Raw genomic sequence first — 25,088 nt, forward strand, 5'->3', positions numbered from 1 at the left:
TGAAGTCACCTGGTTCGCGCGGGCTGCGGTAACGTGGGGTTATCACATCAAAGCTACGGCTAACGCCGTGGCGCTCCAAGGAGTCACCCTGAAAGTTTGGACTCACCTGGTTCGCGCGGGCTGCGGTAACGTGGTGTTAGCACATCAAAGCTACGGCTAACGCCGTAGTGCTCCAAGAGCCTTTCGCGGAGCGAAAGCAGACGTTAGGTCAACTGCTTGCGGGGGTCGGTGGCGGAGATGATGTCGCTGATGCCCGTTTGATTGAAACCCTTGTATCCATCTTGACGCTCGAGCAGTTCCAAGTGCGAGCCGATCGCGCCTTGCTGGCGAAAGGCGGCAGCTTGCTCAGCGGTGATCCAGCCTCGCTCAAGCGCGTGCCCAATGGCATTTTCTGAAACCGGCCAGCGATGACCCTGCGTGAACGCTTGCCGCAAGTAAGGCAGATCCGTGAAGGGCTTCATCGTGTCAATGCCGCTCTGAGCTAATTGATCACGAGCTTGTTCAAACGAAAATTGACATTCCAAGTGATGCATGCCTGCCGCCAAAAACGCTTCACCATGCAGCGCGCACCATAAGCCGACCGTGCCCAGCGAGGATCGTTCGGCTAGCGGTTCGTGGGCAAAGTCTTGCATGACTTCATCGGGCGCTAAATCTACATCGGCAAAGATGACCACGCCGGTATGCGGTTGTTCCAAGACCTGCGCGCCCCAACCGGCTTCGCGGCCAGCATAAAAACGCTCGCGACATTGAAAGCCCAAATGCTCCAAGATCGAAACCAGCGGGCTAAATGCTGCCCGGCTGCTGCGGTAGGTGTGGTGATCGTGATTGGCCCAACCCAATCCCAAGCGTTGTTGACGCATGCGCTGCATGGCTCCAGCGTCGTTGCGAGACTGCCAGTATGCCCGTTCCGCTTGAAAGAACAAATCGCAAGTGCGATCGCGTCCCAAGTCCCCAATCGCGACTTCGATCAATTGCCGCGCGTGCGAAAAACCATCTACAAACGAATCAAACTTGCGCCGCCGCAAAAAGAACCGCTCGCGGTGATACGCGATCGCACCAAGTGCTTCGACCGAGGCGTCTTCCGTTTGCCAACCCTGATGGCCATGTCGCTCAACGATCCACACTTCCAGATTGGGATGGCAGTCCACACAAGCACGACGAATCGCAGACCCTGCATTACCAAAGATCTGACTGCGGGCATCCAGTCCATGCGCAATCAAGAAATCGATGACTGATTCAACCTTAATAGCCACTAGTTGCTTGCCATAGTCGCACACGATAGCCGGCAGTTGAGCATCAGGATGGCGCATTACTGAGGGCAGTTGCGTTGGATCTAGCACATACCCAGCTGCCTCCAGCTCCCCTTGACTCGCGCTGCTGGACAAGCGATCTATCCAGTCGATCAGACGCGTGCCGGTCTCGCGCAGCATGCGCACGGATAACTTGGCCAAGAATTGGCTTTGTCGACACAAGTCGTCCAGGCTATTGCGAATGAGCTCGCATGCCAACGGATGTGTTTCCCACTTCGGTTCGTGAACAGCACCAGCAGCCATGTTCGTCCTCCTGTCTGTTCATTATACAAAGTTTATGGCGGTGCCTGTCACCTCTCCAAGGCTTCGCCTTGGGGAGGTCGAATCGAGGCTTTGCGAGATTCGGGAGGGGTCTTAGCACGTAGCCGATCTCGCCAGAGATTGGAAATCGTTTGGTGACGCATCCAAAGTCTGGCGACTTCGGCTACAGGTTAGTACCGCAGGAGTCTGGCCTAGCGCAGTGCCCCCTCCCGCCGACGACGGCTGAACGCCGCGTCGGCGACCTCCCCCGCGCAGCGGGGGAGGTGACTGTCACGCTGCGCGGGGGAGGTTACAGTTTCTCAAACAACTTGCGTTGTTCGATCATGGCGGCGACTTTGTCCGTGGGGTCGGTGCGAGCTTCCAGGAGGATCCATCCGGCGTAGTCAATGTCTTTAAAGAGCTTCAACAGTTCGGCGTATGGGTAGTCAGTGGAATCGAGTTCCCGCACGTGACAGGTGGCTCCGAAGCGATTTTGCACCATGCGAAAGTTGGCCTCTAAGCCATCGCCTTGCAGATCTTCACCATTGGAGTTCCAGCAAACTTTGGCGTTGGGATGATCGGCCACTTGAAAGATGTCGCGGACGATCGGTAGTTGGCTGGTACCAGAACCGTGCACCTCCACACGAATCTCTTGACCGTACTGCTGGCCATAAGCGGCCACTTCATTGAGAGCTTTACCGATCTGTTCGATGGTCTTTTCGTGAGGTACATCCTTCAGCAGTGCATTAGGTTTGACTTTCACTCCGCTGCCGCCGCAATCGGCCATCAGTTGAATGTAACTTTTGGCCAGTTCGATATTGGCTTGGACCTTCTCGGGATCGGGCGAATGAAACTCGGCATTCGAACCGTAACCGACCAGCGTCACGCCCGAATCGGCAAAGCGTTGCTTAACTTCTGCGCGCTGAGCTTTGTTGAGCGAAGGTTCGACGGCGTGTTTGTGTTGCGTGCGCAATTCGACGCCGCTGAGGCCAGACTGCTGGCAAGCTGCGATAACCGTGGGCAAGTCCATGTGCTGGCCCCATAAATAGGTGACCAGGCCAAACTTCATCTTGTTAGGCTTGTCAGCTGCCAGCAGATTTTCAGCGCCAGCTAGCGGCAACGTTACGGCCCCAGTTGCTGCGGCTATGACCAGAAACTTACGTCGATCAACGGCGGTGCTGCGCATGCTTGTTCTCCCCGGGGGTGGTGGAAATAGCGGAAGCCGTCAAGGCTTTCGATCTTTGGCTTTCGTCTTTTGGCGATTCCCGAAATGCTTGACGCATTCCGCTACGGAGTTCGTAGCGGAAGATGCCTGACTTGACGTGCATAACGATTATAGAGCTTTCAAAGTGGAAATCTGTAGTGGCTGGGCAATTCAAGCTCCAACAATTTCTGGCAGACGACCTACAGTTCTTAGACCCCTTTTTCTTTCCCTTGCCAAGGCACTTTTCGATGCTGACTTCCGCTGCCCCGACCCTGCTGACCCAAGATCGTTCGGCCTGGCTGCGCCGTGGCTTGGATGTTTTCGAAAAGTTGGTCCTGCTTACGTTTTACACTTACTTCTTGATTCCCATTCTCGAAGCAGTGCTACTGCGTGGTGACATGGGAGCCGTGCTGCTGGCGATTTCAGAAACGCTGGTGGTGGCTTTGGTGCTATTTCGCAAGCCAGCACAAGTGCTGTCGCAGCGTCCAACCGATTGGCTGCTGGCCTTTGGAGCCACTTTGGCTCCAACCATGGTCCGGCCCATCGATGGCCCTCAACATGCCTTTGTGGGCATGGCTGCGCTCTTGATGGCGGCGGGCATTCTATTTCAGATCGTATCCAAGAGTATGTTGGGTCGCCGCTTTGGGATCGTCGCAGCCAACCGCGGTATTTGCGCGTCGGGACCTTATCGCCTCGTGCGCCATCCGATTTATATGGGCTACTTTCTGACGCACATCGGATTCTTGATCATCTCGCCTTCGCTGTGGAACCTGGCAATGTACGCCGTGACCTATAGCCTGATGATCCCACGCATTTTCGCGGAGGAACGTCTGCTCCGCCGCGATCCAGAATACGCCGCCTATTGCGAACGTGTGAAGAGCCGATTGATTCCCGGCGTGCTCTAAGGCACTTTCACGTAGCCACCGCTGCCAAGCGGTGAAGCGAGTTTTGTCCACCGTCTGGCGACGATGGCTACGCTATTTCCACCGTCTGGCGACGGTGGCTACGGTGTGTGTGGCGATGTCGAACTAATGCACTCGCTGTCCAGGTTTGGCACCCGAGTCGACTGACAGCAGGAACACTTCTTCGCCGCCCGAACCAGCGGCGGTGACCATGCCTTCGCTGAGCCCAAACTTCATTTGACGCGGTGCCAGGTTGGCGACGATCACGACTAGTCGCCCAACTAGCTTCTCTGGTTCATACGCAGCTTTGATACCGGCGAAGACCGTACGACGTTCTTCACCTCCCAAGCTGACGGTCAGCTTCAGGAGCTTGCGAGCCTCGGGCACTTGTTCGGCGTTGATGATGCGGGCCACGCGCAGGTCGATCTTGGTGAAGTCATCGATCGTACAAGTTTCGGTCAGCGGTTCCGCAGCCAACGCATCGGCAGAATCGTTCCACTGGTCGGCAGCGGCGGCTGGGGCAGCGGCGGCCGCGGTAACGTCTTTGCTCTCTTCGATCATGGCTTCTACATCCTCTTTCTTAACGCGTTGCAACATATGTTGGAATGAATTGACCTGACTACCGAGCAAGGGTTGCTGGCTTTGCTGCCAATTGGTGATTGGATCGTTTAGCAACTGCCCACACTGTTCAGCCAACCGCGGCAGCACAGGCGACAAGTACACGGCGATTTGTCGGAACAGGTTCAGGGCAATCGTGCACACAGCTTGCAATTGGCTTGCGCGGGCTGGGTCCTTGGCCAAAACCCAGGGCGCCGCGGATTCGACAAACGGATTGGCGCGATCCGCCAATTCAATGATCAGTCGCATGGCTTTGGCATAATCGCAACTGTCGTAAGCCGCAGCGATCTCATCGCCGGCGGCGGCGCCTTGTGCGAACAGTCCACCATCATCCGGATAAGTTGTGGCCAGGCCACTTTGATGTGCGAAGCGCGCCGTACGGCTAGCCAGATTGACGACTTTGCCCACCAGGTCCGCATTGATCTTGTCGATGAACTCATTCAAGTTCAAGTCGAGATCATCCAGACGCGGACCGAGCTTGCTGGCGAAGTAGTAGCGCAAGAAGGCTGTGTCCAAATGTTTGGAGTATGTTTCCGCTTTGATAAACGTGCCCTTCGATTTCGACATCTTCTCACCACCGACGGTCAAGAAACCATGGATGTGGACCATCGTTGGCAGATTGAAACCGGCGGTCTTGAGCATGCCAGGCCAGAACAGCGTATGAAAATATGTGATGTCCTTGCCGATGAAGTGGTGAATCTCGGTGCCCGGATCGCGCCACCACGAGTCCAGCTGCTCACCATGTTTGGCGCACCACTCCGACGAACTGGCGATATAACCAATCGGCGCATCGAACCACACATACCAGTAATGGCCGGGTGCATCGGGGATTTCGAATCCAAAATAAGGTGCGGGCCGCGAGATGTCCCAGTCGCGCAGCGGTTCACCCAAAAAGTGTCCCTTTAAGTAATTGGCGACTTCCGGCTGTAGATGTTTGCCCGATTGTGTCCACTGTTCTAAAAAGCCATGTAGTTTTTCTAGCTGCACAAACAAGTGCGGGCTCGAGCGGACTTCGGGCCGAGCGCCCGAGAGAGTACTGACCGGATCAATCAGATCAGCCGGCGAGTAAGTGGCGCTACACTTATCGCAGTTGTCGCCGTACTGGTCAGGCGATTTGCAGACCGGACAAGTGCCTTTGACGAATCGATCGGCCAGGAAAGTACCCGCCTTGGGATCATACAATTGGCTGACATCACGCTCGGCAATCAGGCTGGCTTGGCGCAGGGCGGTCCAGAACTCGCAACACAGCCGATAGTTTTCAGGACTGTTGGTGCTGCCGTAATTATCAAAGCGAATATCGAAGGCTGCAAAGTCGCGCTGATGCGCGGCCTGCATATCGGCGATCAACTCGATTTCACTGCGACCCTCAGCCCGGGCCCGGATCATAATTGCCGTGCCGTGCGTATCATCAGCACAGATAAAGATGCACCGCTGGCCCCGCAGTTTTTGAAAGCGAACCCAAATATCGGTCTGGATGTACTCCACCAAATGGCCAATGTGAATAGGGCCATTGGCGTAGGGCAGGGCGGCGGTGACCAGGATTTTGCGTGGCGTCATTAATTCCTTTCTCCATAAGGATTGAGAGCCGAATTGTAGCAGTTCGGTTCACCACTAGGGAGGCGGCGATTGATGCGCTGAGTCACCTCTCCAAGGCTTCGCCTTGGGGAGGTCGAATCGAGGCTTTGCGAGATTCGGGAGGGGTCTTGGAAGTACAGGTGGTTAGTACCGCAGAAGTCTTGCTTAATGCACTGCCCCCTCCCGCAGACGAAGGCTGAACGCCTCGTCTGCGACCTCCCCCAGCTGCGCCGGTGGAGGTGACAGTCACCTCTCCAAGGCTTCGCCTTGGGGAGGTCGAATCGAGCCTTAGCGAGATTCGGGAGGGGTCTTGGCAGTGAAGGTGGTTAGTACCGCGGGAGACTTGCGTAGCGCCGTGCCCCCTCCCGCAGACATCGGCTAACGCCTCGTCTGCGACCTCCCCCAGCTGCGCCGGGGGAGGTGACAGTCACCTCTCCATGCGCAGCATGGGGAGGTCGAATCGAGGGCACAATCCATGTTCGAGGTCAACAACACTTGGTAAGCTTATCCATTCCCAATAAGGCTTACGATCAGACGAGAAGTTCCACGATTCGCCTCTGAAGTTGAATGTTTGAAAACTGCGAGACCTTTATGCCCGCGACTTATTTGCAATACGCCAAGATGATCGATCATTCGCTGCTGGCGCCCACCATGACCACCGCCCAGCTGGAACAGGGATGCGCCCTGGCCCTGGCCTATGATGTGGCTAGCGTGTGCATCATGCCCTATTACCTCAAGCGTTGCAGCGAGATCCTGTCCGGATCGACGGTCCAGCCGAGCACCACGATCGGTTTTCCGCATGGAGGTCATACGACGCATATCAAACGTCTGGAAGCCGATCGGGCCATCGAAGATGGTTGTCAAGAACTAGACATGGTCGTCAACATTTCGCAAGTCTTGAGCGAAGACTGGGACTATGTCACCCAGGACATTCGCGTCGTCATCGAGGCGGCTCATGCGGCCAGTCGAAAGGTGAAAGTGATCTTCGAAAACTGCCACCTCAAAGATCACCACAAGATTCGGCTATGTCAAATATGTACCGATCTGGGTGCCGACTGGGTCAAGACCAGCACTGGGTATGGTGGCGGTGGAGCGACGATACCCGACTTGCAATTGATGTTGGCCAACGTGGGCCCTGGCGTTCAAGTCAAAGCCGCCGGTGGAGTGCGCGATTTTGAAACGCTGGAACAAGTGCGGGCTCTAGGCGTTACCCGCTGCGGTGCGAGTCGCACGCAGGAGATGCTCGACGCCGCCAGAAAGCAACTCGGGCTGAGTGCAATTCAATTCACCGGCGCCGTTGGCGCTAGCGGGTACTAAATCGCAGCGCTCCAGAACCCGGGGGTGTAGAGCTGCTGTCCTCAGCTGCTCAGCTGCTCAGCACCGCTCTGAGCAATTGCATGCTGGAACGGGAGGGCGAATGCTCCTGCTGAGCCCAACACCGTCACGAACAACGGACATAGGTCTGGGGGAAGATGGTGATGGAAGGATGAGCGGTGGTTCGTTTGATGTCGGCGGTTTGCATCCCCGGGACGTTGTCCGTCATTCATAATGGTATTTGGCTCAGGAGGACCTTCGCCCTCCCGGTCGCCCTCCCTAGCACTTACTTCCGTGGAGCGGGATGTTTCATGCTTAGCCAGGCGCCGTTTTGTTGGCTGCTGGCGACGCACTGCTCGATGAACAGCATGCCTTCAACGCCATCATGTACGTTGGGGTAGACGGTATCGCGCGTTTCGATCTTTTCACCTTGGCTGCGTTGGATCATGGCGTCGTAGGCTGACGCGTAGATGTTGGCGAACGCTTCGAAGAAAGCTTCTGGGTGACCGCTGGGCAAGCGACAAGCGGCTTTGCCGGAAGCGTTCATGAAGGCAGCGTTGGGATCGCGAGTATACAGTTGGTGCGGTTGACCATTGCGGCGAACGATCATGACATTCGGTTCTTCTTGGCGCCATTGAATCGCGCCTTTGGTGCCATCGATTTCGATCGACAGATCGTTTTCACGACCATGGCTGATTTGCGATGCGGTGACGGTACCGAGGCCACCATTTTGATAACGCACGATGGCAGTACCGTAATCATCCAGTTTGCGGCCGCTTTCGAAGGTCTTCAGATGGCAAGAGATTTCCGCTGGCAGCAGGCCAGTCATATAGCGCCCCAAGTTGTAAGCATGGGTAGCGATATCACCGAAGCAACCCGCAGCACCGCTCTTGGATGGATCGGTGCGCCAAGCGGCTTGTTTTTGATCGGACTCTTCCAGACGTGTGCGCAACCAGCCTTGGATGTAGAACGCGCGCACGGCTTGGATCTCACCAAGTTCGCCGCTCATAATCATTTCACGAGCCTGGCGCACGAGCGGATAACCGGTGTAATTGTGTGTGAGCGCGAAGACAACATTGGATTTGGCGACCGCCGCGGCTAGATCCTCGGCTTGTTTGAGGTCGAAGGTCATCGGCTTATCGCAGACGACGTTGATGCCTGCTTCAACCGCCGCTTTGGCAATTTCATAGTGCGTATGGTTGGGAGTGGTCACGCTGATGAAGTCTACGCGCTGATCGGCGGGCAGAGCCAATTCTTTTTCGATGAGCTCTTTGTAGGAACCGTAAGCCCGAGCGGATTGAATGTCGTAATCGGGCGCCGAGGCCTTGGAACGTTCTGGGTTGCTCGAAAGTGCACCGGCCACCACGCTAGCCCGATTGTCTAGACAAGCGGCAATCGAATGCACACGTCCAATAAATGACCCTTGACCGCCACCGACCAGCCCCATACGAAGTTTACGATTTAGCGGACCATTGGTCATAGTTTCAATCTCCAAAAAGCCATTGTGAGTCAGAAGGGTGGAAGGGTATTGCCAGCCGATTATAGCCACTGCGTCGCAAGGTTCTACCCTCTGTCGTAGAGCAGCTGTCCTCAGCTGCTCAGCACCCGCTCTGAGCGATTGCATGCTGGAACGGGAGGGCGAATGCTCCTGCTGAGCCCAACACCGTTATGAACAACGGACATAGATCCGGGGGGCGTAGAGCAGCTGTCCTCAGCTGCTCAGCACCCACTCTGAGCGATTGCATGCTGGAACGGGAGGGCGAATGCTCCAGCTGAGCCCAACACCGTTATGAACAACGGACATAGATCCGGGGGGCGTAGAGCAGCTGTCCTCAGCTGCTCAGCACCCGCTCTGAGCGATTGCATGCTGGAACGGGAGGGCGAATGCTCCTGCTGAGCCCAACACCGTCACGAACATCGGACATAGGTCCGGGGGCGTAGAGCAGCTGTCCTCAGCTGCTCAGCACCCACTCTGAGCGATTGCATGCTGGAACGGGAGGGCGAATGCTCCTGCGGAGCCCAACACCGTTATGAACAACGGACATAGATCCCGGGGGAAAGTGGTGATGGAAGCACCAGCATTGGTTCAATGATGCCAACTGATTAGATCCCCGGGACTTTGTCCGATGTTCTGAGCGGTGTTTGGCTCAGGAGGACCTTCGCCCTCCCGGGACCTTCGATCGGTAGACAATTTGGTTAGAGGGTGCTGAGCAGCTGGGGACAGCTGCTCTACGCGTCGCCGTTTTTGCGGTTGTTGTACAGCTGGCGAAATGTCTGGGCGGGTGCGTCGGGGAGATCGCGTTGTCGAGCCCAGGTGTTCAGCCGGTTGTGCGTTAAGGCTTTAGGGAGCCAACGTAAACTGGTCCGCGCTATGGCGCCGACGGTGCGAAACAGCCAGGGACGCATCAAGATGTGCGACAGCGCCTTCATCGACATTCGCTTGGTCCACGGAATCAGCTTGCGTTCAGCCAGCTCGCCGCGCCAGGCCAACAACTGATGGTGCAGCGGAATCTTGACTGGGCACACATCGGTACACGAGCCACACAGAGTACACGCATAAGGCAACGAATGATGCTGTGCGGCATCGTTGGCCGGCGACAGGACGCTGCCGATCGGACCGGGCACCACGGCTGAATAACTGTGGCCACCGCTGCGGCGATATACGGGACAGGTATTCATACACGCTCCGCACCGAATGCATTGCAGCGATTCTTGGAACGTCTGGCTGGCGCGCAATTTCGAACGCCCGTTATCAACCAGCACAATGTGCAATTCGCAACCCGGGCGCGGGCCGTGAAAATGAGATGTATAAGTTGTGATCGGTTGCCCAGTAGCACTGCGTGCCAACAAGCGGGTAAATACCGACAGGTCGACCAATCGCGGAATAAATTTCTCGATGCCCATACACGCGATATGTATCTTAGGCAGCGAAACGCCCAAGTCAGCGTTACCTTCATTGGTGCAGACCACAAAACCACCGGTCTCAGCGATAGCAAAGTTGACGCCGGTGATGCCAGCATCGGCATCCATGAATCGACCACGCAGGTGTCCGCGCGCTTGCCCAGTCAAATAACTGGGATCGGAGTTGCCGGCTGGTGTACCGATATGTTGGTGAAAGGTCTCGCCAACTTCTTCCTTCTTGATATGAATAGCTGGCAAGACGATGTGACTGGGCGACTCGCCGCGCAGTTGTACAATCCACTCGCCCAGGTCGGTGTCGACCACCGTCATACCACGCTCTTGCAAGTATGGATTGAGGTGGCACTCTTCGGTTAGCATCGACTTGCTCTTGACCACTTTCTTGACACCACGCTCGGCCAAGATGCGATGCACGATCTCGTTGTGCTCCTGAGCATCAGCGGCCCAGTGAACGACCGCTCCTAATCGTGTGGCGTTGGCTTCGAACTCCTCGAGATAATCGGGCAAGCGCGCGAGAGTATGGGCTTTGATCTGCGCGGCCAAGGTTCGCAGTTGTTCCCACTCAGGCAGCGACCTGGCCATGCGATCGCGCTTCTGACGCACAAACCACAGAGCGCCATCGTGCCAATGGGCTCGCGCTTCGTTGCCGGCAAAGACACCAGCCAGTTTAGCATGGTCAACATGTGGGGCATTCATCAGGTATTTCGCTCCAGGCGAGTAATTTCCGAAGTGATTTTTCCGTGTTTCAGAACCGTGGTAATGTGTTGGCCAATAACCACATCGTCCACGCTTTCAACCACGCGACCGTTGTCGGTTTGCGTGGTCAAGCTATAGCCGCGACCGATGACTTGCAGTGGACTGAGCGCATGGGCCGCCCGGGCCAGGCCTTCCAAGCGTTGACCGTGCGAGCGCCAGTTATGCCAGATAGCTGAGCGCAATCGAACTTCGCGCTCATCGAGCATTTGGCGACGCATGTTGATCTGTTCGTGCGGACCGCTGAGTGCCCGTGAGAGAGCGAAGGTGTCCAGTCGCTCGCGCAAGTGACGCAGGCGTGCGTGCATGATCGTCGCCATGCGCACGCGTTTTTGAGCTAACAAGCCAACCAACTCCGATGCGCTGGGCAAGCCTACTTCGGCGGCGTTGGTCGGCGTGAGCGCCCGCGCGTCAGCCGCCAGGTCGCTCAGCGTCACATCGACTTCGTGTCCTACTGCCGAGATCGTCGGAATCGGCGAAGCGATCAAGGCCCGTACCACGCGTTCGTCATTGAAGCACCACAGGTCCTCCAAACTGCCACCACCCCGGCCCACTACTAGCAGGTCCAGCTTGGGACGAATGCGTTTGGCCAATTCAATGCCGCGCACAATCTCTTCAACTGCCCCCGCGCCTTGGACTTTGGCAGGAATGATCATCAAGTTCATGGCCGGCCAGCGACGTCGAGCTGCTTCGATAAAATCATGCACCGCAGCGCCGCTGGGGCTGGTCACAAAGCCCACACGCTGCGGGAAACGTGGCAATGGACGCTTGCGCTGCGCATCGAACAGCCCTTCGGCTGACAGTCGCTTGTGCAATTGCTGAAAGGCCAACTGCAGACTGCCCTGCCCTTTGGGTTGAGCCCGCTGGATGACCATTTGGTAAGTGCCACGCGGCGGATAGACTTCGACGCCGCCTAAACAAATGATGGCTTGACCATCTTCCAATTGAAATGGCAAGCGGGCGGCCGCTGAGCGCCACATGACGGCGCGGATCTGGCAATGCTGGTCTTTCAACGTCATGTAGTAGTGACCACTGGACGGTCGGCTGAGGTCCGAGATCTCCGCTTCCAGCCAGACTTGAGGCAACGATCCTTCAACCAACTGCTTAATACACAGCGTCAATTGCGAGACACTGAGCGGACTATCCTGGTCGAGGCCGGGACCTGAGGTCGGATCTTCTTGAGAGTAGTCGTAGGACATCAGTAACAGGCAGGGGGTATGCGGGAAGGATCATAGTCTCCTTTCGCTCCGCGAAAGGCAGTTCACTGCCACTGACCAGCCTTGGTACCTGTCAGACATAGCGGGGGCCGCGCGACAGGGGCAGTTCACCCTCTAATTGTATCTCGCCTCGCGCCCATTGGTCAGCCGTATCGCACAACTGATTGAGCGTATTCTCGATCCACACCCGGTGCGCTTCGATATCATCCCTCTCTAAATCCGGTGGTATTTGCAAACGCGGGCTGGTTAATATTCGCGTCCGGCAAAATGGTTTGGGAATCGCAAAATGATCCCAAGCGCGACGATAACGCCATGGGCGATCGTAACCGACCCCCAAGCAAATCAGAGGGATTTGCAGTCGCGAGGACAAGTAAATGCAGCCCGCGGCCAACTGCCGACGTGGTCCGCGAGGTCCATCGGGAGTGATCGCCAGGTTACTACCACGTTGGCTAAGCAGAGTCTTCAGCGCCGCAGTTCCACCACGATACGAGGACCCGCGCACCGTTTCCAGTCCAGCAAAATGCGCGGCATGCGTCAGTAGTTCCGCATCCTGATGTTGACTCAGTAGCACCGCGAACTGACAGTTAGGGCGCAAGTACAGTGGGATCGGGATATACTCATGCCATAGGACATAGATGGCTGGACCACCATAGTCGGGCAAGGTGGGATCGACGCCTGGTGCATAGAATGCGCAGCGGTAATTGAGTGTCGACATCCAAGCATTCACCACTCGGATCATCAACATGCCACCGCCACGCCACGCCAGGCGTTTGGGCGGATGATCTCTCAAATATTGTCGCAGGCGATTCAAGGCCACTCGCCAGTAAAGATCTCGACAGCTCCACCGGTCATCATCACGCGACCGGTTTGCTCATTCCAATCTAAACGCAGATCGCCACCCAGCAGATGGCTCAGCACCGATCGCTCGGTACGCCCGGTCAAGACTCCGGCCACGCAGACAGCACTGGCACCGGTGCCACATGCCCAGGTCTCACCCGAGCCGCGTTCCCAGGTGCGCTGTTTTACTTCAGTGGGTGAAATCACTTCGATGAACTCAACATTGGTGCGCTGTGGAAAGCGGGGATCGGTTTCGATCTGCGGCCCCAATCCCAGAACCAACTCATCGGTGGCCTCCGGCACAAAAATCACGCAATGCGGATTGCCCATCGAGACGCAAGTGACTCGGAACTCGCGACCTCCAAAGGTTACTGGCAGGTCAACTACGGGACTGGTGCAGAGTGTGGTGGGCACCAAGTCAGGATTGGTTTGCGGTTGTCCCATATCGACGGTTACCAACTGCGTCTTGCCGCCTTCGATTTGTAGATGCAAGTGCCGCAGGCCTGCGCCGGTTTCAATCGTCAGCCTCTCGCGCTGACAAATACCATGGTCGTAAACGAATTTGGCGACGCAACGAATGCCGTTGCCGCACATATTCGATTCGCTGCCATCAGCATTAAACATCCGCATGCGGGCATCGGCGATCTTGGACGGTTCGATCAGAATCAGCCCATCAGCGCCCACGCCGAAGCGACGATGCGATATATCGATTGCTAGTTTGTCGGGATTAAGCGGAGTGGCCTGTGCAAAGCAATCGACATAGACGTAGTCGTTGCCGGCGCCATGCATTTTGGTGAATTTCATGGGAACTCAAGTTGTTCTATCGAGAAAGCTGTAGGACCGCTGGCGTGTCATGGGGTTGAGAATGCTTGGAAGAAAATCCTACCCCAAAGATCACTTGGTTCCCAGCCCTATCGTGCGGCCCTGGATGGCTCCGGCGACGCCTAGTTGCCGTGGGTCGCGAGCGATTTTGTCCGAGAAAATGCGGACATCGTCCACTACTGGTTGCAGGCGACGGGTCAACTGCTCCACATTCTCCAAGGTGGACTTGAGCGTATAGTACATCTCGTCGTCGTTAATAAGCCGATTGAGCGTGCCCTGACCACTGTTGAGTCGCACGGAAATCGTGCGCAGATCCGACAGTAGACCATCCAAGTTGTTGATGGTCCGCATGGCATCTCCGACCAGGCGCTCGCCGTTTTCACCCAGCGGTTCGGTAAAGGCAGCCACATTCTGCATGGCTTCTTCCGCCGCCTTGCCCACGCCTTCGAAGGAAGCGATCGTGCGTTTGGTTTCCGACAACACGCCTTCGGCTGAGTCGAGCAACCGGGGCAAACGTTCGGCAGATGTTTGCAGCGACTGACGCAGTTTCTCATCACCGAAGACGCCTTCGATAGCGTCGAGCGTTTGATTGAAGTTGTCAATCGTTTGTTCGGTCTTCTGGACGATTTGACGGAGCTGGCCTGAGTCACCATTGATTAACGAGCGCAGATCGCGAGCCAGCAGTCCCACTTGATTACCGGCTTGCTCGACGGCCATAAACGTGGGCGTGAATTTCTCTTGCAAGGTTACAAACGAAGCTAGCGGATCGGGAGCGACGGTGCCACCCCGGACAAAATCGCTGTCTTTCAGGTAGGCGGCTGCGATCTCCTTTTCCACTTCGCTCAATTGGCCGTCAGGCGCTACTCCATCGCGTCCATCGAAACGCGTGATCAAGCTGGTTTGAGTAGGGGGAACAAATTCAATTACCGCTTCCCCGGTAATCAACGAGCCGGTGGCCACGCGACACTGTTCGCCGCTACGGATTTGAAAGGCGGAATCAAGTTCCAGTTCCAGATCCACGCCATTATCATCGGGCAACAGTTTGACCAACTTGACGCGACCAATATCCACGCCATTTTTGCGGACAGGTGTATCCTGTTCGACACCTGGGGCAGCTGGAAAGTTGACGGTCACGCGATAGCGACTGGTCATGAAATTCGGTGCGGCACCGAAAAACATGATCAGGATGACGCCGATCACCACCGAGGCGACAACCAAGACGCCGACACCAAAGCGATAACGCTGTTCGTCCATGAACGGGCTCTCTAAGTAAGGGCGTCAAACATTGGGGTTTCGTCGAGATGATTCTGCGCCGCTTGACGCATCTCCATCAAACGCTCACCAGCTTCGCCTTTAACAAATTGACGTACGCGTTTATCCGGTGCGCGATCAATCTGGCTGGGCGGTCCGTCGTAAACGATTTGACTCTCGCCTGGTCGCACACGAGCGTAGGGATAAAACATGATGATGCGATCCGCCACTTTGCGGGCCGAGTGCATATCGTGAGTTACGACGATGCTGGTCACCGGTTGTCGTTGTCGCGTGCGTGTGATCAGTTCATTGATCACGTCGCTCATAATCGGGTCGAGTCCCGTGGTCGGTTCGTCGTAGAGCATCAGTTCGGGTTGCAAGATGAGTGCCCGTGCCAAGCCCACGCGTTTGCGCATGCCGCCAGATAGCTGTGCGGGACGCTTGGGCACCACGTTATCGGGCAAACCAACTTCGGCCAAGCGTTCCAGCACCATTTGTTCGGCGCGGCGACCACCATAGAGGCCTTGTTGTTGCAGGGGAAACGCAACGTTCTGACCAATGGTCATACTGTCAAAGAGGGCGGCGTTCTGAAACACAAAACCAAACTTGCGACGCATCTTGGTCAGTTCGACATCCGACAGTTGCGTCAAGTCTTCGCCATCGTAAAGCACTTGCCCACTGGTCGGCTTGGCCAGACCCACGACGATCTTCAGGAGCATCGTTTTGCCACAACCGCTTTCACCAATTACCGCCAGCGTTTCCCCACGCGGTATGGAAAGGTTGATCTTGTTCAGAATGATCTGTTTGCCAAAGCGGATCGTCACATCGCGCAGTTCGACTAGGGGTCGGTTCGGTGGCGTCGGCACCGGTCGTCCATCGGGAGCGGTCAATTCGTCGAGGGCTAAGTCTTTGGCGTTCATTGTTTGTCTGGTGTAAGTGCTGACTAAAACAGTCCGGGGCTGCGATGCCAGATTCTGTCGTACACTCCGTTGAGGAAAATGTTCAACATCAAATCCAAGGCCAAAATCAACACGAAACTGAAAACGAAAGCAGCGGTGGCTGCGCGGCCGACACCCTCAGCTCCTGCCTGGCAGTGAAACCCGCGATAGCAACTGACAATCGCGATGGTACCACCGAAAAAGAAGCTCTTGAAGATTCCGGTAAAGAAGTCCCAGCTGCCCACAAACTTGCGCGAGTTGTTTAGGTACTGATAGTGATCGATGTCCAAGACGACGACGCTGTAAAAGTATCCGCCGACTATACCCATGAAATCAGCCATGATCGTTAGCGCGGGGATTAGCAGGATGCATGCCAAGAACCGCGGCACAACCAGGTAGTGAATTGGATTGGCACCCATGCTGATCAGGGCATCGATCTGTTCGGTCACGCGCATCGTGCCCAAGACGGCTGCCATAGCACTGCCGACGCGCCCAGCCAACATCGTGGCGGCCAACACTGGTCCTAGTTCGCGAACCAGCGAGCTATTAATGACTGCGCCCAGTTTCGTCTCCAGTCCAATCTCGTTGAACTGAGGAAAGCTCTGCACAGCCAAAACCATCCCGATGAAGGTGCCGGTAAGGGCTACCACCGGCAAACTGAGGACGCCGACATGATAGAAATTCGGCAGAATAGTGCCGCGGCGCGGGCGGGCGGTGAACAGCCAGACAAACATTTTCCAGGCGAAAATCGCCATGTCGCCAACCGTGTTGATCGCGTCGATGGCCACGCCGCCCCAGTCGCCTACCCAACCTGAGAGCAGCGTAGGCTGTTTCGCGCGACCGAGCTCGGTAGACACAGTGAATCACCTGGTTTTGCAAAAGGGACTAAAAAGCACTGCCTGGTAAACTTTATCGGTTAAATAGACTGTACGGCTGGATTGATTTTGCCGAAAGTATGATTTGTGCTCAAATATGTAACCAACTTCTGGACTTGACTTTTGTCTGGAATAAGTACACAACACAGCCATGCACCACCATTGGGTGGTTTTCAGTCCTGAAATCTTGGAGAAGCAGACCGTGCCCAAACCGACCGTAACCAGTGTAGAACTGTCGACTGGCGACGTGATTCCATTGTCGTTCGACATCGAAACGGGAACCCCGATCGAAATTCTGCTGCACGGCAGCAATCTGCAGGGCGTCACAGAAATCGAACTGGACTCTGGGCCAGAAATCTTATGGTCAGTTCAAGGAGTCTCGGCTAGCCCAAATTCCGTCTATATAGTTGCTTATGCCACTGGCAACCCTGGCGAAGGCTATGTCCACCTTTATACGCGTGGCGTGGACTTAACCGAAATTGAAGGTGCCTATTTCGAGCTTCCGCTACTCGATTAGGCCTTGAGAATACTGACGTTCTATTGATGGCGAGAGCAGACGAATTGATCTGCTTTCGCTCACGCTCTCCTTCATTTCGAACATTTGATGATCCATCGAGTGTTGATGCAATTCGCGTTGAAGGGCATCACCTAAGAGATTCGACAGATGCGCCATTAGCGCATCAAACCTGATGGTAAATAGGTTCGTGTCAGAGCGATTGACATGAGCCCTCATGAGTTCGCGTTCCGCTGAAGCCGGGCGGCCCGCGGCAAATTCTGATTCAGCAAGCTCAAGCGACGCTCTAGTTCCAAGTTCGCTCAAGCGTTGTTCGCTCCTGTCAATTTCTTTGCAAAGAACCTTCAAAGCGACGCGATGATCCTCTGGAGTGGACGATGTGTTTCGTTCTATTCTGTTAATCAATAACTGCAAATTCCATTGGAGTGGCCGCAAGTCGAGTAGCTCCGGAGCTTCAGCGCTCAGAGCTTTCGATATAGCCAAAGACTTCTTTGCGATTTCGATTGCTAAAGCAGGTTGGTTTAGATCCGCGACAATCGTTGCTTCAAGGGCTCCAGATCGGCAAGCAAGCTCGCGAGAAGTGCGGCAGCCATCGATCATACGCCGGTTCAACTCGGTGCAGTTTAAGTTGAGCTTTGAGAGAATCGTGCTAGCTTCACTAGCATGACTGAGGGCTTGCGTTGGTTGGCTTCTCTGCGAGCTCATCGCTACCAGCACTTGGGCGCGGCAATAAGCGAACATAGCGTTTTCGACGGTGGGATGGCTCTCATAGGTAATGCGGGCGGCATGGAGTGCTTGTGCAATTTGATTGTAGGTGCGTGCCGAATCGGGTTCGGTGGCGTGCAAGAACTCGGCAAGTTCAATCATTAGATAGAGTTGGTTGTACTTGACGAATCCGGTATCCGTGTCCTTGATAGGTTCTTTCAGATCCTGAAGGATCGAGATGGCCTGGGCGTAGTCTTGCCAGGCTTCATCCAACTGACCCAGTGCGAAATTAATCCTCGCGCGCTCGCTGATCGTCAGCGCCCAGTCGACGTTACTGGTTACATCATACGGCACCTCTATAGCCCGCTTCGCTAATAGTGGCAGAGTCTTGTTTAGAAATTCTAAGCGGGCAGGCTCGGTGCCCTTGATGTGCTCGACTCGGCTGTTGTACCCCAGAATGAGCCACTTAGAGATGATTTCTCGAGATTCATCAGCAACTTGCTCAGCTTGATTCTTGGCTTGTCTGGCCAGATCCGCTTGTTTGATCGCTTCGAAGCGTTCCCAAGTGACGATCGCCGTACCGACGGTGAGGGCCACCAGGCCGGTGGCCATAAGCGCCATGAGTGAAGCGACCAGTACTCGATGAGTCTTCAACTGGCGTCCCCAGCTCTTGACCAGTGGTTCGCGGTAGCATTTCACCGGTTCGTCGGCCAGCCAGTGCTCCAGTTCGGTAGCCACTTCACCAGTGGTGGCAAAGCGTTCGCTGCGCTCGGGGGCCATGGCTTTCAAACAGATGGCTTCCAGTTCCGGAGCGATGCGTGTGTCGAGCGATGAAGGTTTGGGAAGCCCGCCGAGTTTCAAGCGTTCAAAGATCGCATCGCGCGTCAAACCATGAAACGGAGCCTTGCCGGTCAGCAGATGATACAGCGTCGCGCCCACGGAATAGACATCGCTGCGAACGTTGATCAATTCCATTTCGCCCTTGGCTTGTTCAGGGCTCATGTAGTGTGGCGTCCCCATCACCGAGCCTGATTCTGAACTTTCGAGTTCGCTGGCGCGATGCCGCCCTTGGTTCGCTTTGGGTTCCACGATCGACAGCGGCTTGGCTTGCTCGCGAGTTGTGGCCAGCCCCCAGTCCAACACAATCGTCTCGCCATAATCACCCAGCATGATGTTCGATGGCTTGACATCGCGATGCAAGATGCCGCGCGAATGAGCAAAGCGCAGCGTATTGCAGACACTGACGATGCAGCCTAGCAACTTCCTAAGTTCCAGCGTGCGCTGCCGCGATCGATTGGGGTACGGGTAGCGTTGATGAAATGCTTTGATCCCATCGCGTAGCGTCTGACCTTCAATCAGTCGCATGACATAGAACGGCCGACCATCTTCGAAATAGCCTAGCGCATACACGGGTGGAATACCCGGATGATCGAGCTGGCCGGTCAGTCGAGCTTCCAACAGAAAACGCTGCAGTTCATCGGCGCCGTTATCATTGCCCGGCAACATTTCCTTGATGGCAACTTCGCGATCCAGCTCGATGTCGTGCGCAATCGAAACTACACCCAGCCCGCCCATCGCATACGGACGCAGCACGCGGAAACGTTCATGCGAAACGTTCAGCACCGAGAGCGGAATCTTGCGGCTGCGCTGCGCGGCAGATCGATCGTCGCGCAGTGTGCGAATGATGGACCGGGCCATCTCTTCAGGACTCTCCGCCGGCCGCTTGGCAACTTCGGTTGCGATCGCAGGCCGGTCAGGTTCGTCAGGCACGTCGGACGAAGCCGCCAATCCAAACTGCAGCAAACGCAATGATTCTTCGACCACTGATGTTCCCTGCCGCAGATGCCGCTGCACAAGGGTCTCCAGCGTCTGTCGATCGTCCTCAGACAAGAAGCGGTGTTCCACTAAAACCTGTCCAATGGACCGCGTGGTGTCTTGAAGCCACAGCTGCAGAGCCTGGCACAGTTGCTCGCGCGATAGCAAGCCCAGTTGCAGCGCGTAGGTTGCCAACACCAATCCTGTATCGGGACTCAGCACGTCGTCACGTCCAATTCGGGATAAGGGCACCAACAGGAATTATGGGTAATGCCGTGGGCGAACCGTCTATCGCAATAATCAAAAACGCAGGGCTCGCTGAAGCGATTCCTTCAGCGCGCCCTGCGTGTAAAGCAGCTTGCAGTAAGGTGTTTAAGGTTTGGGTGGCACTGGCAATGCGCAGCATAGCCAGTGTTCCAAACGAAGCGTTCCGATTTGCTCCTGCGGTTGACCACGCCAATGCAACCGAAGTTTCCAAGCACCCTAACTGGGCTCATTGGCCAAGGAACTAACCCGTCACAGGCAGTACCCAAGGATGCTGTATCAAAAACTTCGCTACCATTGGTACAGTCACAGAGCCCGCCAACTGCACCACTTCGTTCCCTGCACTGGCTATGCTGCGCATTGCCAGTGCCACCCGAAGTCCTTTAAATTACGATAGTTAAAAGCTGCACGCTCTCATCAGCGACGGATCGACCGTTAGAATTCGCGCTCGGTGATAATACCGGGTTGCGGTATCGGATACTTGCCATCTTTGTCGGCCTTCAGTGGAGCTTCGCTCTCCATGGTCAGCTTGTCCAACTCCGGTGCAAATTCATGTTCGCAGTTGAGCATGTCGTCATAGGTGATGACTTGACCGGTATGGCTGGCCATGCGTCCCATGGCAGTCACGACGCTGGCCTTCACACCACGTTCGACTTCGTTGTAAGGCTTGTCTTCGCGAATGGCCGCAATCAAATGATCCCATTCGAGTTGATAGGGGTTGGGTTCATCGGGTGGATATTGCCAAGCCAGGTTGTCTTTGCCGCTGAGTTTCTGACTCTTGTAAATGCGGCACTTGGCAGGCGTGTGGGAAGCGGTCGAGATAATCGCTGATCCCTTAGTGCCGTGCGCATAACTGGCAAACTCATTGTGGCAACCAGGCATGGTGCGACCGTTGAGCATCAACTTGGTACCGTCATCGAAGGTATATTCGACGGAGTACGAGTCAAAGTTCTGATCGACATAATCACCACGGAAGTGGCGACCACCACTGCCCTTGGCTTCAACGGGCCAGGCATCCTTCATCCAACAGCATTCATCGATGTTGTGAATTAAGAAGTCGCTGTAACCGCCGCCGCTGGCCCACAAGAAGCCGTGGAAGTTACGAATCTGATACAGCAGTTCCGATTCGCCTTCGGGCTTGGGTAGCACATCGGAGTTGCCGGTCTTGCCAGCCATGCGATAGGCTCGCAGCAACACGATATCGCCGATCTCGCCAGCCTTGATGCGGTCGTATAGTTCACCGCGAGCTGCGCAGTGACGACACATCAGACCGACGCCTACCTTCAGATTCTTCTCGACTGACTTCTTAGCCAGCTCGAGCATCCGGCGACTGCCCGGGCCGTCGACCGTGACAGGTTTCTCCATGAAGACGTTCAAGCCCTTCTCGATGGCGTAGGTGAAGTGCACCCAACGAAACGCAGGAGGTGTGGCTAGAATCACCACATCACCAGGCTTGAGCACGTCCATGGCTTTTTTGTAACCATCAAAGCCGATAAAGCGTCGATCTTCGGGAACATCGAGTTTCTCGTTGGTATCCTTGGTGAGCTGTGCGAGACTGCTGTTGAGTTTATTGGGAAACACATCAGCCATGGCGACCAGTTTCATGGGACCATTGTTCACGCGCAGCGCATTGGTAGCTGCACCCGTGCCACGACCACCGCAACCAATCAAGGCAACTTGAATCGTGTTGTCTTCGGCAGCATGCACGCGAGGCGCACTGATCATGGTTGCCGCGGCAGCCAGAATGCCAGTTTCTTTCACAAACAGCCGACGCGACAAATCGGCCTTCTCAGGAGGAAGGTTCATCAAGCAGAGCCTTTCGTAGGGCAGGAGGGAAGTATGAGGAGTCAAACTAGAATGGTGCATTGTCCTAAAACGCCAGGACTTTTGCAAATAGGCTTTCACCGCTTTGTAGCGGAAGCCGTCAAGGCTTTCGGGGTTTCGGGAATTCCCGAAATGCTTGACGCATTCCGCTACGCCCCGAAATGCTTGACGCATTCCGCTACGGGTGCTAATTGACCAAGGTTTCGATGCCTTGTTCTTCTTTGGGACCGGTTGGTTTAGCAGGCGGGAATGTCCAGCGCAGCAGCGGCGGGGCGATGAAGGTGGTGACCATGACCATAATGGTTACAGCGCTAAACATGCCGGTGTCGAAGATTTTGGTGGCTAGGGCTTTCTGTGCGAAGATCAGTCCCACTTCCCCGCGCGGGATCATGCCGATACCAATGACGTGCTTCTTGCCTTTAAACCAAAACGGCGCATAGCCGCACAGAAACTTACCCAGGATGGCCGCCACGATCAGCAGACTACCGATCTTGATCGTCGCTAAATTTTCAGTCACAAACGGATTGAGTACTCGAATATCGACCGAAGCCCCGACGAAAACGAAAAAGATCGGCACAAAGAACTGCCCGACCTGTGCTACACCATGTTCAATGGCATGCGAGTTATCCGACTTGCGCAGCAGTAGGCCGGCGGCAAACGCTCCGATGATCGTCGCTGAACCTGCTTTATACGCCAAGAACGCCAAACCTATCGCGCATATCAGCGCCATCAATGTGGGCGTCCCGGCAAAGCGACTGCGCTCTATCCAATCGATTAAGCGCGGCAAGACGTGTGTTCCAACTAGCAAAGTCAGCAGCAAGAATCCAAAGGCCACTAGCGTGGTTTGACCAATCATCCACGCATCGACCTCGGCACCATCAGCCAACTTTTCAACGACAGCCAGAATGACCAGGCCGATCACATCGTCAATGACCGCCGCCCCTAAAATGATTTGACTCTCGGCTTCGCCCAATCGATTGAGATCCGACAATACACGGGCAGTGATGCCCACGCTGGTCGCCGTCAAAGTCGCGCCCGCCACGATTGATACCAGGCTAGAGTAACCTAACCAACTAGTAACCATGTAACCAAACACAAACGGCAGGGCCACACCGACGATAGCCACCACGATCGAACTGCCACCGACTCGCAAGAGTTGCTTCAGATCGGTCTCCAGTCCAATCTCGAACAGCAATATCATAACGCCCAGCTCGGCCAGAAAGTGCAATACATGATCGTGCGTGTCCAAAATCTGCATACCAGACACGCCCAGAATAACGCCAGCGACCAGTTCACCTAACACGCTAGGCTGGCCCAAACGCTGCGCTAGCCCACCGCAAACTTTGGCGACAATCAGCACCAGAACTAAGATACCCAAAAACTCGTTAATAATTCTCTCCTTGCATTCTGGCTGCAGAACACTTCCGCTTCGGAACGGGCCCCCTCCCGCAGACTTCGGCTAACGCCTCGTCTGCGACCTCCCCCAGCTTCGCCGGGGGAGGTGACACTCCTACTCCTACTCCTACTCGTACTCGTAAGTATGCGCAGGAATAGCTGGACGACCTCTTCCCCTGGCGAGGTGGCATTATACCGGCTCGATTCTATCTGCGAACCACACGGTGCCGCGCGGCTCAGAGCGCGTTATAAACAGGGACACCCCCAAAGGAGACTACTCATGATTCGCGCGATTCTCATCGGCTGCTTGTGTTGGGCTATGTATGCCTCGTTTGCTCCGGCGCAAGCCCAGAGCCGGCGGCCCAATGTCTTATGGTTCATCGTCGACGATATGTCGGCCAACTTCTCGTGTTATGGCGAGTCCACAATTACGACGCCGCATGTCGATCGCCTCGCCCGCGAAGGCGTGCGCTTTTCTCGCGCGTTTGTTACCGCGCCGGTTTGTTCGCCATGTCGATCGGCACTCATCACCGGCATGTACCAAACTTCGATTGGGGCTCATCAACATCGCAGCGGTCGTGGCGAGTTGAAGATCGAACTGCCTCAAGGTGTGCGGCCGATTCCCGAACTCTTTCACGCAGCGGGCTACTACACCTGCATTGGCGATGGCCTTTCGGCAAAGCAGCCGCTCGGCAAAACGGATTACAACTTTCAACACGATCTGAGCATGTATGATGCCAGTGATTGGTCGGGGCGCCAGGCGGACCAGCCTTTCTTCATGCAAGTTCAGTTGCCGGGTGGAAAACTGCGCGGCGGCACCGATGTGTCTTGCAAAAGGCTCTCGACCCGCGCCGAGAAAGAATTTGGCCAGGCAGTTGCGCCTGAAGCAGTCAGCCTGCCACCGTTTTATCCGCGCTCACCCATTATGCTCCGCGATTGGGCCGCCTATCTCGATTCTGTGCGTTTCACAGATAAACATGTTGGCCAGGTGCTCGCGCGGTTGGAACGCGAGGGAGTGTTGGAAGATACCTTGGTTATCTTCATGACTGACCATGGCATCAGTCATGCGCGCGGAAAGCAGTTTCTGTACAACGAAGGTACGCATGTCCCACTGGTTATGCGCGGGCCGCGTAACTTCCCAGAACTATTGGCCAGGCTGCAACCGGGCCAGGTCCGCGATGACATGGTCGAACATATCGATCTGGCGGCCCTCTCCTTGGCCGCTGCCGGCATTCCATTGCCTCCGACCATGCAGGCCCGAGACATTCTGGCCAAAGAATATCAACCGCGCGAAGCAGTGTTCGCAGCTCGCGATCGCTGCGACGAGACCATCGAGCGTCTGCGCAGTGTCCGTACCGATCGCTACTTGTACATTCGCAACTTCTATCCCGATCAGCCGCACTTGCAACCCAACGCCTATAAAGATGGCAAGAGCATCATCCAAGAACTGCGCCAGTTACACCAAGCGGGTTCACTATCAACATTGTCTGAGCAGTTGTTGTTCGCCGACAAACGTCCGTCCGAAGAGCTGTATGATTGGCAAGCCGATCCGTGGCAAATCACCAACCTGGCCGGTGACACCGAGCACGCCGCCGCCTTGGCCAATATGCGTAAGCGACTGGACGACTGGATGACCAGCACGCGCGATCAGGGCCCCGAGTCCGAAGCCATGTACGATAGTGACATGGCGGTTTACGTTGGCAAAGGCAACCCTGAAATTGAAAAGAATATTCAGACGATGAAGAAGTGGGCCTACTGATCGCGAGCTTGAGCAGTGTGGATACTCCCACGCTGCT

General features: G+C 55.7%; 18 protein-coding genes. 4 read left to right on the forward strand and 14 right to left on the reverse strand.

Translation table 11 applies throughout. The features are described from left to right. Positions 1-203 precede the first annotated feature (203 nt). Together SH573x_RS21705 and SH573x_RS21710 are read right to left on the reverse strand one after the other, a co-directional pair. Positions 204-1,553: a hypothetical protein gene (locus SH573x_RS21705; RefSeq protein ID WP_479349883.1), complete on the reverse strand. Its 1,350-nt coding sequence runs from the start codon at positions 1,551-1,553 to the stop codon at positions 204-206. A 307-nt stretch (positions 1,554-1,860) separates the two neighbouring features. Continuing rightward, positions 1,861-2,736 carry a sugar phosphate isomerase/epimerase family protein gene (locus SH573x_RS21710; protein WP_479349884.1) on the reverse strand — a complete coding sequence of 292 codons (876 nt, stop codon included), beginning with the start codon at positions 2,734-2,736 and terminating at the stop codon, positions 1,861-1,863. 266 nt (positions 2,737-3,002) lie between these two features. Here SH573x_RS21710 and SH573x_RS21715 point away from each other — a divergent pair, with 266 nt between their 5' ends. Beyond that, on the forward strand, positions 3,003-3,659 hold the full coding sequence (locus SH573x_RS21715) for a methyltransferase family protein (RefSeq protein ID WP_479349885.1): 657 nt from the start codon (positions 3,003-3,005) through the stop codon (positions 3,657-3,659). A 123-nt stretch (positions 3,660-3,782) separates the two neighbouring features. Here the strand turns inward: SH573x_RS21715 and metG are convergent, their stop codons facing one another. Continuing rightward, complete coding sequence (metG, locus tag SH573x_RS21720; RefSeq protein ID WP_479349886.1) at positions 3,783-5,831, reverse strand: methionine--tRNA ligase; 2,049 nt, start codon at positions 5,829-5,831, stop codon at positions 3,783-3,785. A gap of 585 nt (positions 5,832-6,416) precedes the next feature. On the opposite strand from metG, the gene deoC reads away from it, so the two are divergent. Then, positions 6,417-7,166, forward strand: a complete 750-nt coding sequence (gene deoC, locus SH573x_RS21725) for a deoxyribose-phosphate aldolase (protein ID WP_479349887.1) — start codon at positions 6,417-6,419, stop codon at positions 7,164-7,166. A gap of 283 nt (positions 7,167-7,449) precedes the next feature. Here deoC and SH573x_RS21730 read toward each other — a convergent pair whose 3' ends face one another. The 8 genes from SH573x_RS21730 to SH573x_RS21765 form a co-directional block, all read right to left on the reverse strand. Continuing rightward, a complete protein-coding gene (locus tag SH573x_RS21730; protein WP_479349889.1) occupies positions 7,450-8,643 on the reverse strand; it encodes a Gfo/Idh/MocA family protein in 1,194 nt (397 codons plus the stop codon). Between the two features lie 749 nt (positions 8,644-9,392). After that, on the reverse strand, positions 9,393-10,778 hold the full coding sequence (locus tag SH573x_RS21735; RefSeq protein ID WP_479349890.1) for a lactate utilization protein B: 1,386 nt from the start codon (positions 10,776-10,778) through the stop codon (positions 9,393-9,395). Then, on the reverse strand, positions 10,778-12,034 hold the full coding sequence (xseA, locus tag SH573x_RS21740; RefSeq protein WP_479349891.1) for an exodeoxyribonuclease VII large subunit: 1,257 nt from the start codon (positions 12,032-12,034) through the stop codon (positions 10,778-10,780). The genes SH573x_RS21735 and xseA overlap by 1 nt, the downstream gene beginning before the upstream one ends. A 91-nt stretch (positions 12,035-12,125) precedes the next feature. Next, complete coding sequence (locus tag SH573x_RS21745; protein ID WP_479349892.1) at positions 12,126-12,863, reverse strand: lysophospholipid acyltransferase family protein; 738 nt, start codon at positions 12,861-12,863, stop codon at positions 12,126-12,128. Then, entirely contained in the window at positions 12,860-13,693 is an 834-nt protein-coding gene (dapF, locus tag SH573x_RS21750) for a diaminopimelate epimerase (protein WP_479349893.1), read from the reverse strand. Before dapF ends, SH573x_RS21745 begins: the two co-directional genes overlap by 4 nt. Before the next feature lie 90 nt (positions 13,694-13,783). Then, positions 13,784-14,965: an MlaD family protein gene (locus SH573x_RS21755; RefSeq protein WP_479349894.1), complete on the reverse strand. Its 1,182-nt coding sequence runs from the start codon at positions 14,963-14,965 to the stop codon at positions 13,784-13,786. 11 nt (positions 14,966-14,976) lie between these two features. Beyond that, the gene (locus SH573x_RS21760; protein WP_479349895.1) at positions 14,977-15,882 is read right to left on the reverse strand and encodes an ABC transporter ATP-binding protein; all 906 of its coding nucleotides are present in this window, start codon (positions 15,880-15,882) and stop codon (positions 14,977-14,979) included. A gap of 23 nt (positions 15,883-15,905) precedes the next feature. After that, the gene (locus tag SH573x_RS21765; RefSeq protein WP_479356785.1) at positions 15,906-16,655 is read right to left on the reverse strand and encodes an MlaE family ABC transporter permease; all 750 of its coding nucleotides are present in this window, start codon (positions 16,653-16,655) and stop codon (positions 15,906-15,908) included. Positions 16,656-16,926: 271 nt separating this feature from the next. Here SH573x_RS21765 and SH573x_RS21770 point away from each other — a divergent pair, with 271 nt between their 5' ends. Beyond that, the gene (locus tag SH573x_RS21770) at positions 16,927-17,292 is read left to right on the forward strand and encodes a hypothetical protein (RefSeq protein WP_479349896.1); all 366 of its coding nucleotides are present in this window, start codon (positions 16,927-16,929) and stop codon (positions 17,290-17,292) included. On the opposite strand, the gene SH573x_RS21775 is transcribed toward SH573x_RS21770, so the two are convergent. From SH573x_RS21775 to SH573x_RS21785, 3 genes are all read right to left on the reverse strand, one after another. Then, the gene (locus SH573x_RS21775) at positions 17,281-20,061 is read right to left on the reverse strand and encodes a serine/threonine-protein kinase (protein ID WP_479349897.1); all 2,781 of its coding nucleotides are present in this window, start codon (positions 20,059-20,061) and stop codon (positions 17,281-17,283) included. The genes SH573x_RS21770 and SH573x_RS21775 overlap by 12 nt on opposite strands. A gap of 447 nt (positions 20,062-20,508) precedes the next feature. Next, a complete protein-coding gene (locus SH573x_RS21780; protein WP_479349898.1) occupies positions 20,509-21,879 on the reverse strand; it encodes a Gfo/Idh/MocA family protein in 1,371 nt (456 codons plus the stop codon). A 205-nt stretch (positions 21,880-22,084) separates the two neighbouring features. After that, the gene (locus SH573x_RS21785) at positions 22,085-23,275 is read right to left on the reverse strand and encodes a cation:proton antiporter (RefSeq protein WP_479349900.1); all 1,191 of its coding nucleotides are present in this window, start codon (positions 23,273-23,275) and stop codon (positions 22,085-22,087) included. A gap of 297 nt (positions 23,276-23,572) precedes the next feature. Between SH573x_RS21785 and SH573x_RS21790 the strand changes: the two genes are divergently transcribed. Next, positions 23,573-25,051 (forward strand): sulfatase family protein, encoded by a 1,479-nt coding sequence (locus SH573x_RS21790; protein ID WP_479349901.1) that lies wholly within the window; start codon positions 23,573-23,575, stop codon positions 25,049-25,051. Positions 25,052-25,088 lie beyond the last annotated feature (37 nt).

It is taken from the genome of Rania fehmarnensis, assembly GCF_056494185.1.

Coding starts and splice junctions, on each gene's coding strand:
- SH573x_RS21705 (WP_479349883.1), bottom strand. CDS start 1,553: ATGGCTGCTGGTGCTGTTCACGAACCGAAGTGGGAAACACATCCGTTG.
- SH573x_RS21710 (WP_479349884.1), bottom strand. CDS start 2,736: ATGCGCAGCACCGCCGTTGATCGACGTAAGTTTCTGGTCATAGCCGCA.
- SH573x_RS21715 (WP_479349885.1), top strand. CDS start 3,003: ATGCTGACTTCCGCTGCCCCGACCCTGCTGACCCAAGATCGTTCGGCC.
- metG (WP_479349886.1), bottom strand. CDS start 5,831: ATGACGCCACGCAAAATCCTGGTCACCGCCGCCCTGCCCTACGCCAAT.
- deoC (WP_479349887.1), top strand. CDS start 6,417: ATGTTTGAAAACTGCGAGACCTTTATGCCCGCGACTTATTTGCAATAC.
- SH573x_RS21730 (WP_479349889.1), bottom strand. CDS start 8,643: ATGACCAATGGTCCGCTAAATCGTAAACTTCGTATGGGGCTGGTCGGT.
- SH573x_RS21735 (WP_479349890.1), bottom strand. CDS start 10,778: ATGAATGCCCCACATGTTGACCATGCTAAACTGGCTGGTGTCTTTGCC.
- xseA (WP_479349891.1), bottom strand. CDS start 12,034: ATGTCCTACGACTACTCTCAAGAAGATCCGACCTCAGGTCCCGGCCTC.
- dapF (WP_479349893.1), bottom strand. CDS start 13,693: ATGAAATTCACCAAAATGCATGGCGCCGGCAACGACTACGTCTATGTC.
- SH573x_RS21755 (WP_479349894.1), bottom strand. CDS start 14,965: ATGGACGAACAGCGTTATCGCTTTGGTGTCGGCGTCTTGGTTGTCGCC.
- SH573x_RS21760 (WP_479349895.1), bottom strand. CDS start 15,882: ATGAACGCCAAAGACTTAGCCCTCGACGAATTGACCGCTCCCGATGGA.
- SH573x_RS21765 (WP_479356785.1), bottom strand. CDS start 16,655: ATGGCGATTTTCGCCTGGAAAATGTTTGTCTGGCTGTTCACCGCCCGC.
- SH573x_RS21770 (WP_479349896.1), top strand. CDS start 16,927: ATGCACCACCATTGGGTGGTTTTCAGTCCTGAAATCTTGGAGAAGCAG.
- SH573x_RS21780 (WP_479349898.1), bottom strand. CDS start 21,879: ATGAACCTTCCTCCTGAGAAGGCCGATTTGTCGCGTCGGCTGTTTGTG.
- SH573x_RS21790 (WP_479349901.1), top strand. CDS start 23,573: ATGATTCGCGCGATTCTCATCGGCTGCTTGTGTTGGGCTATGTATGCC.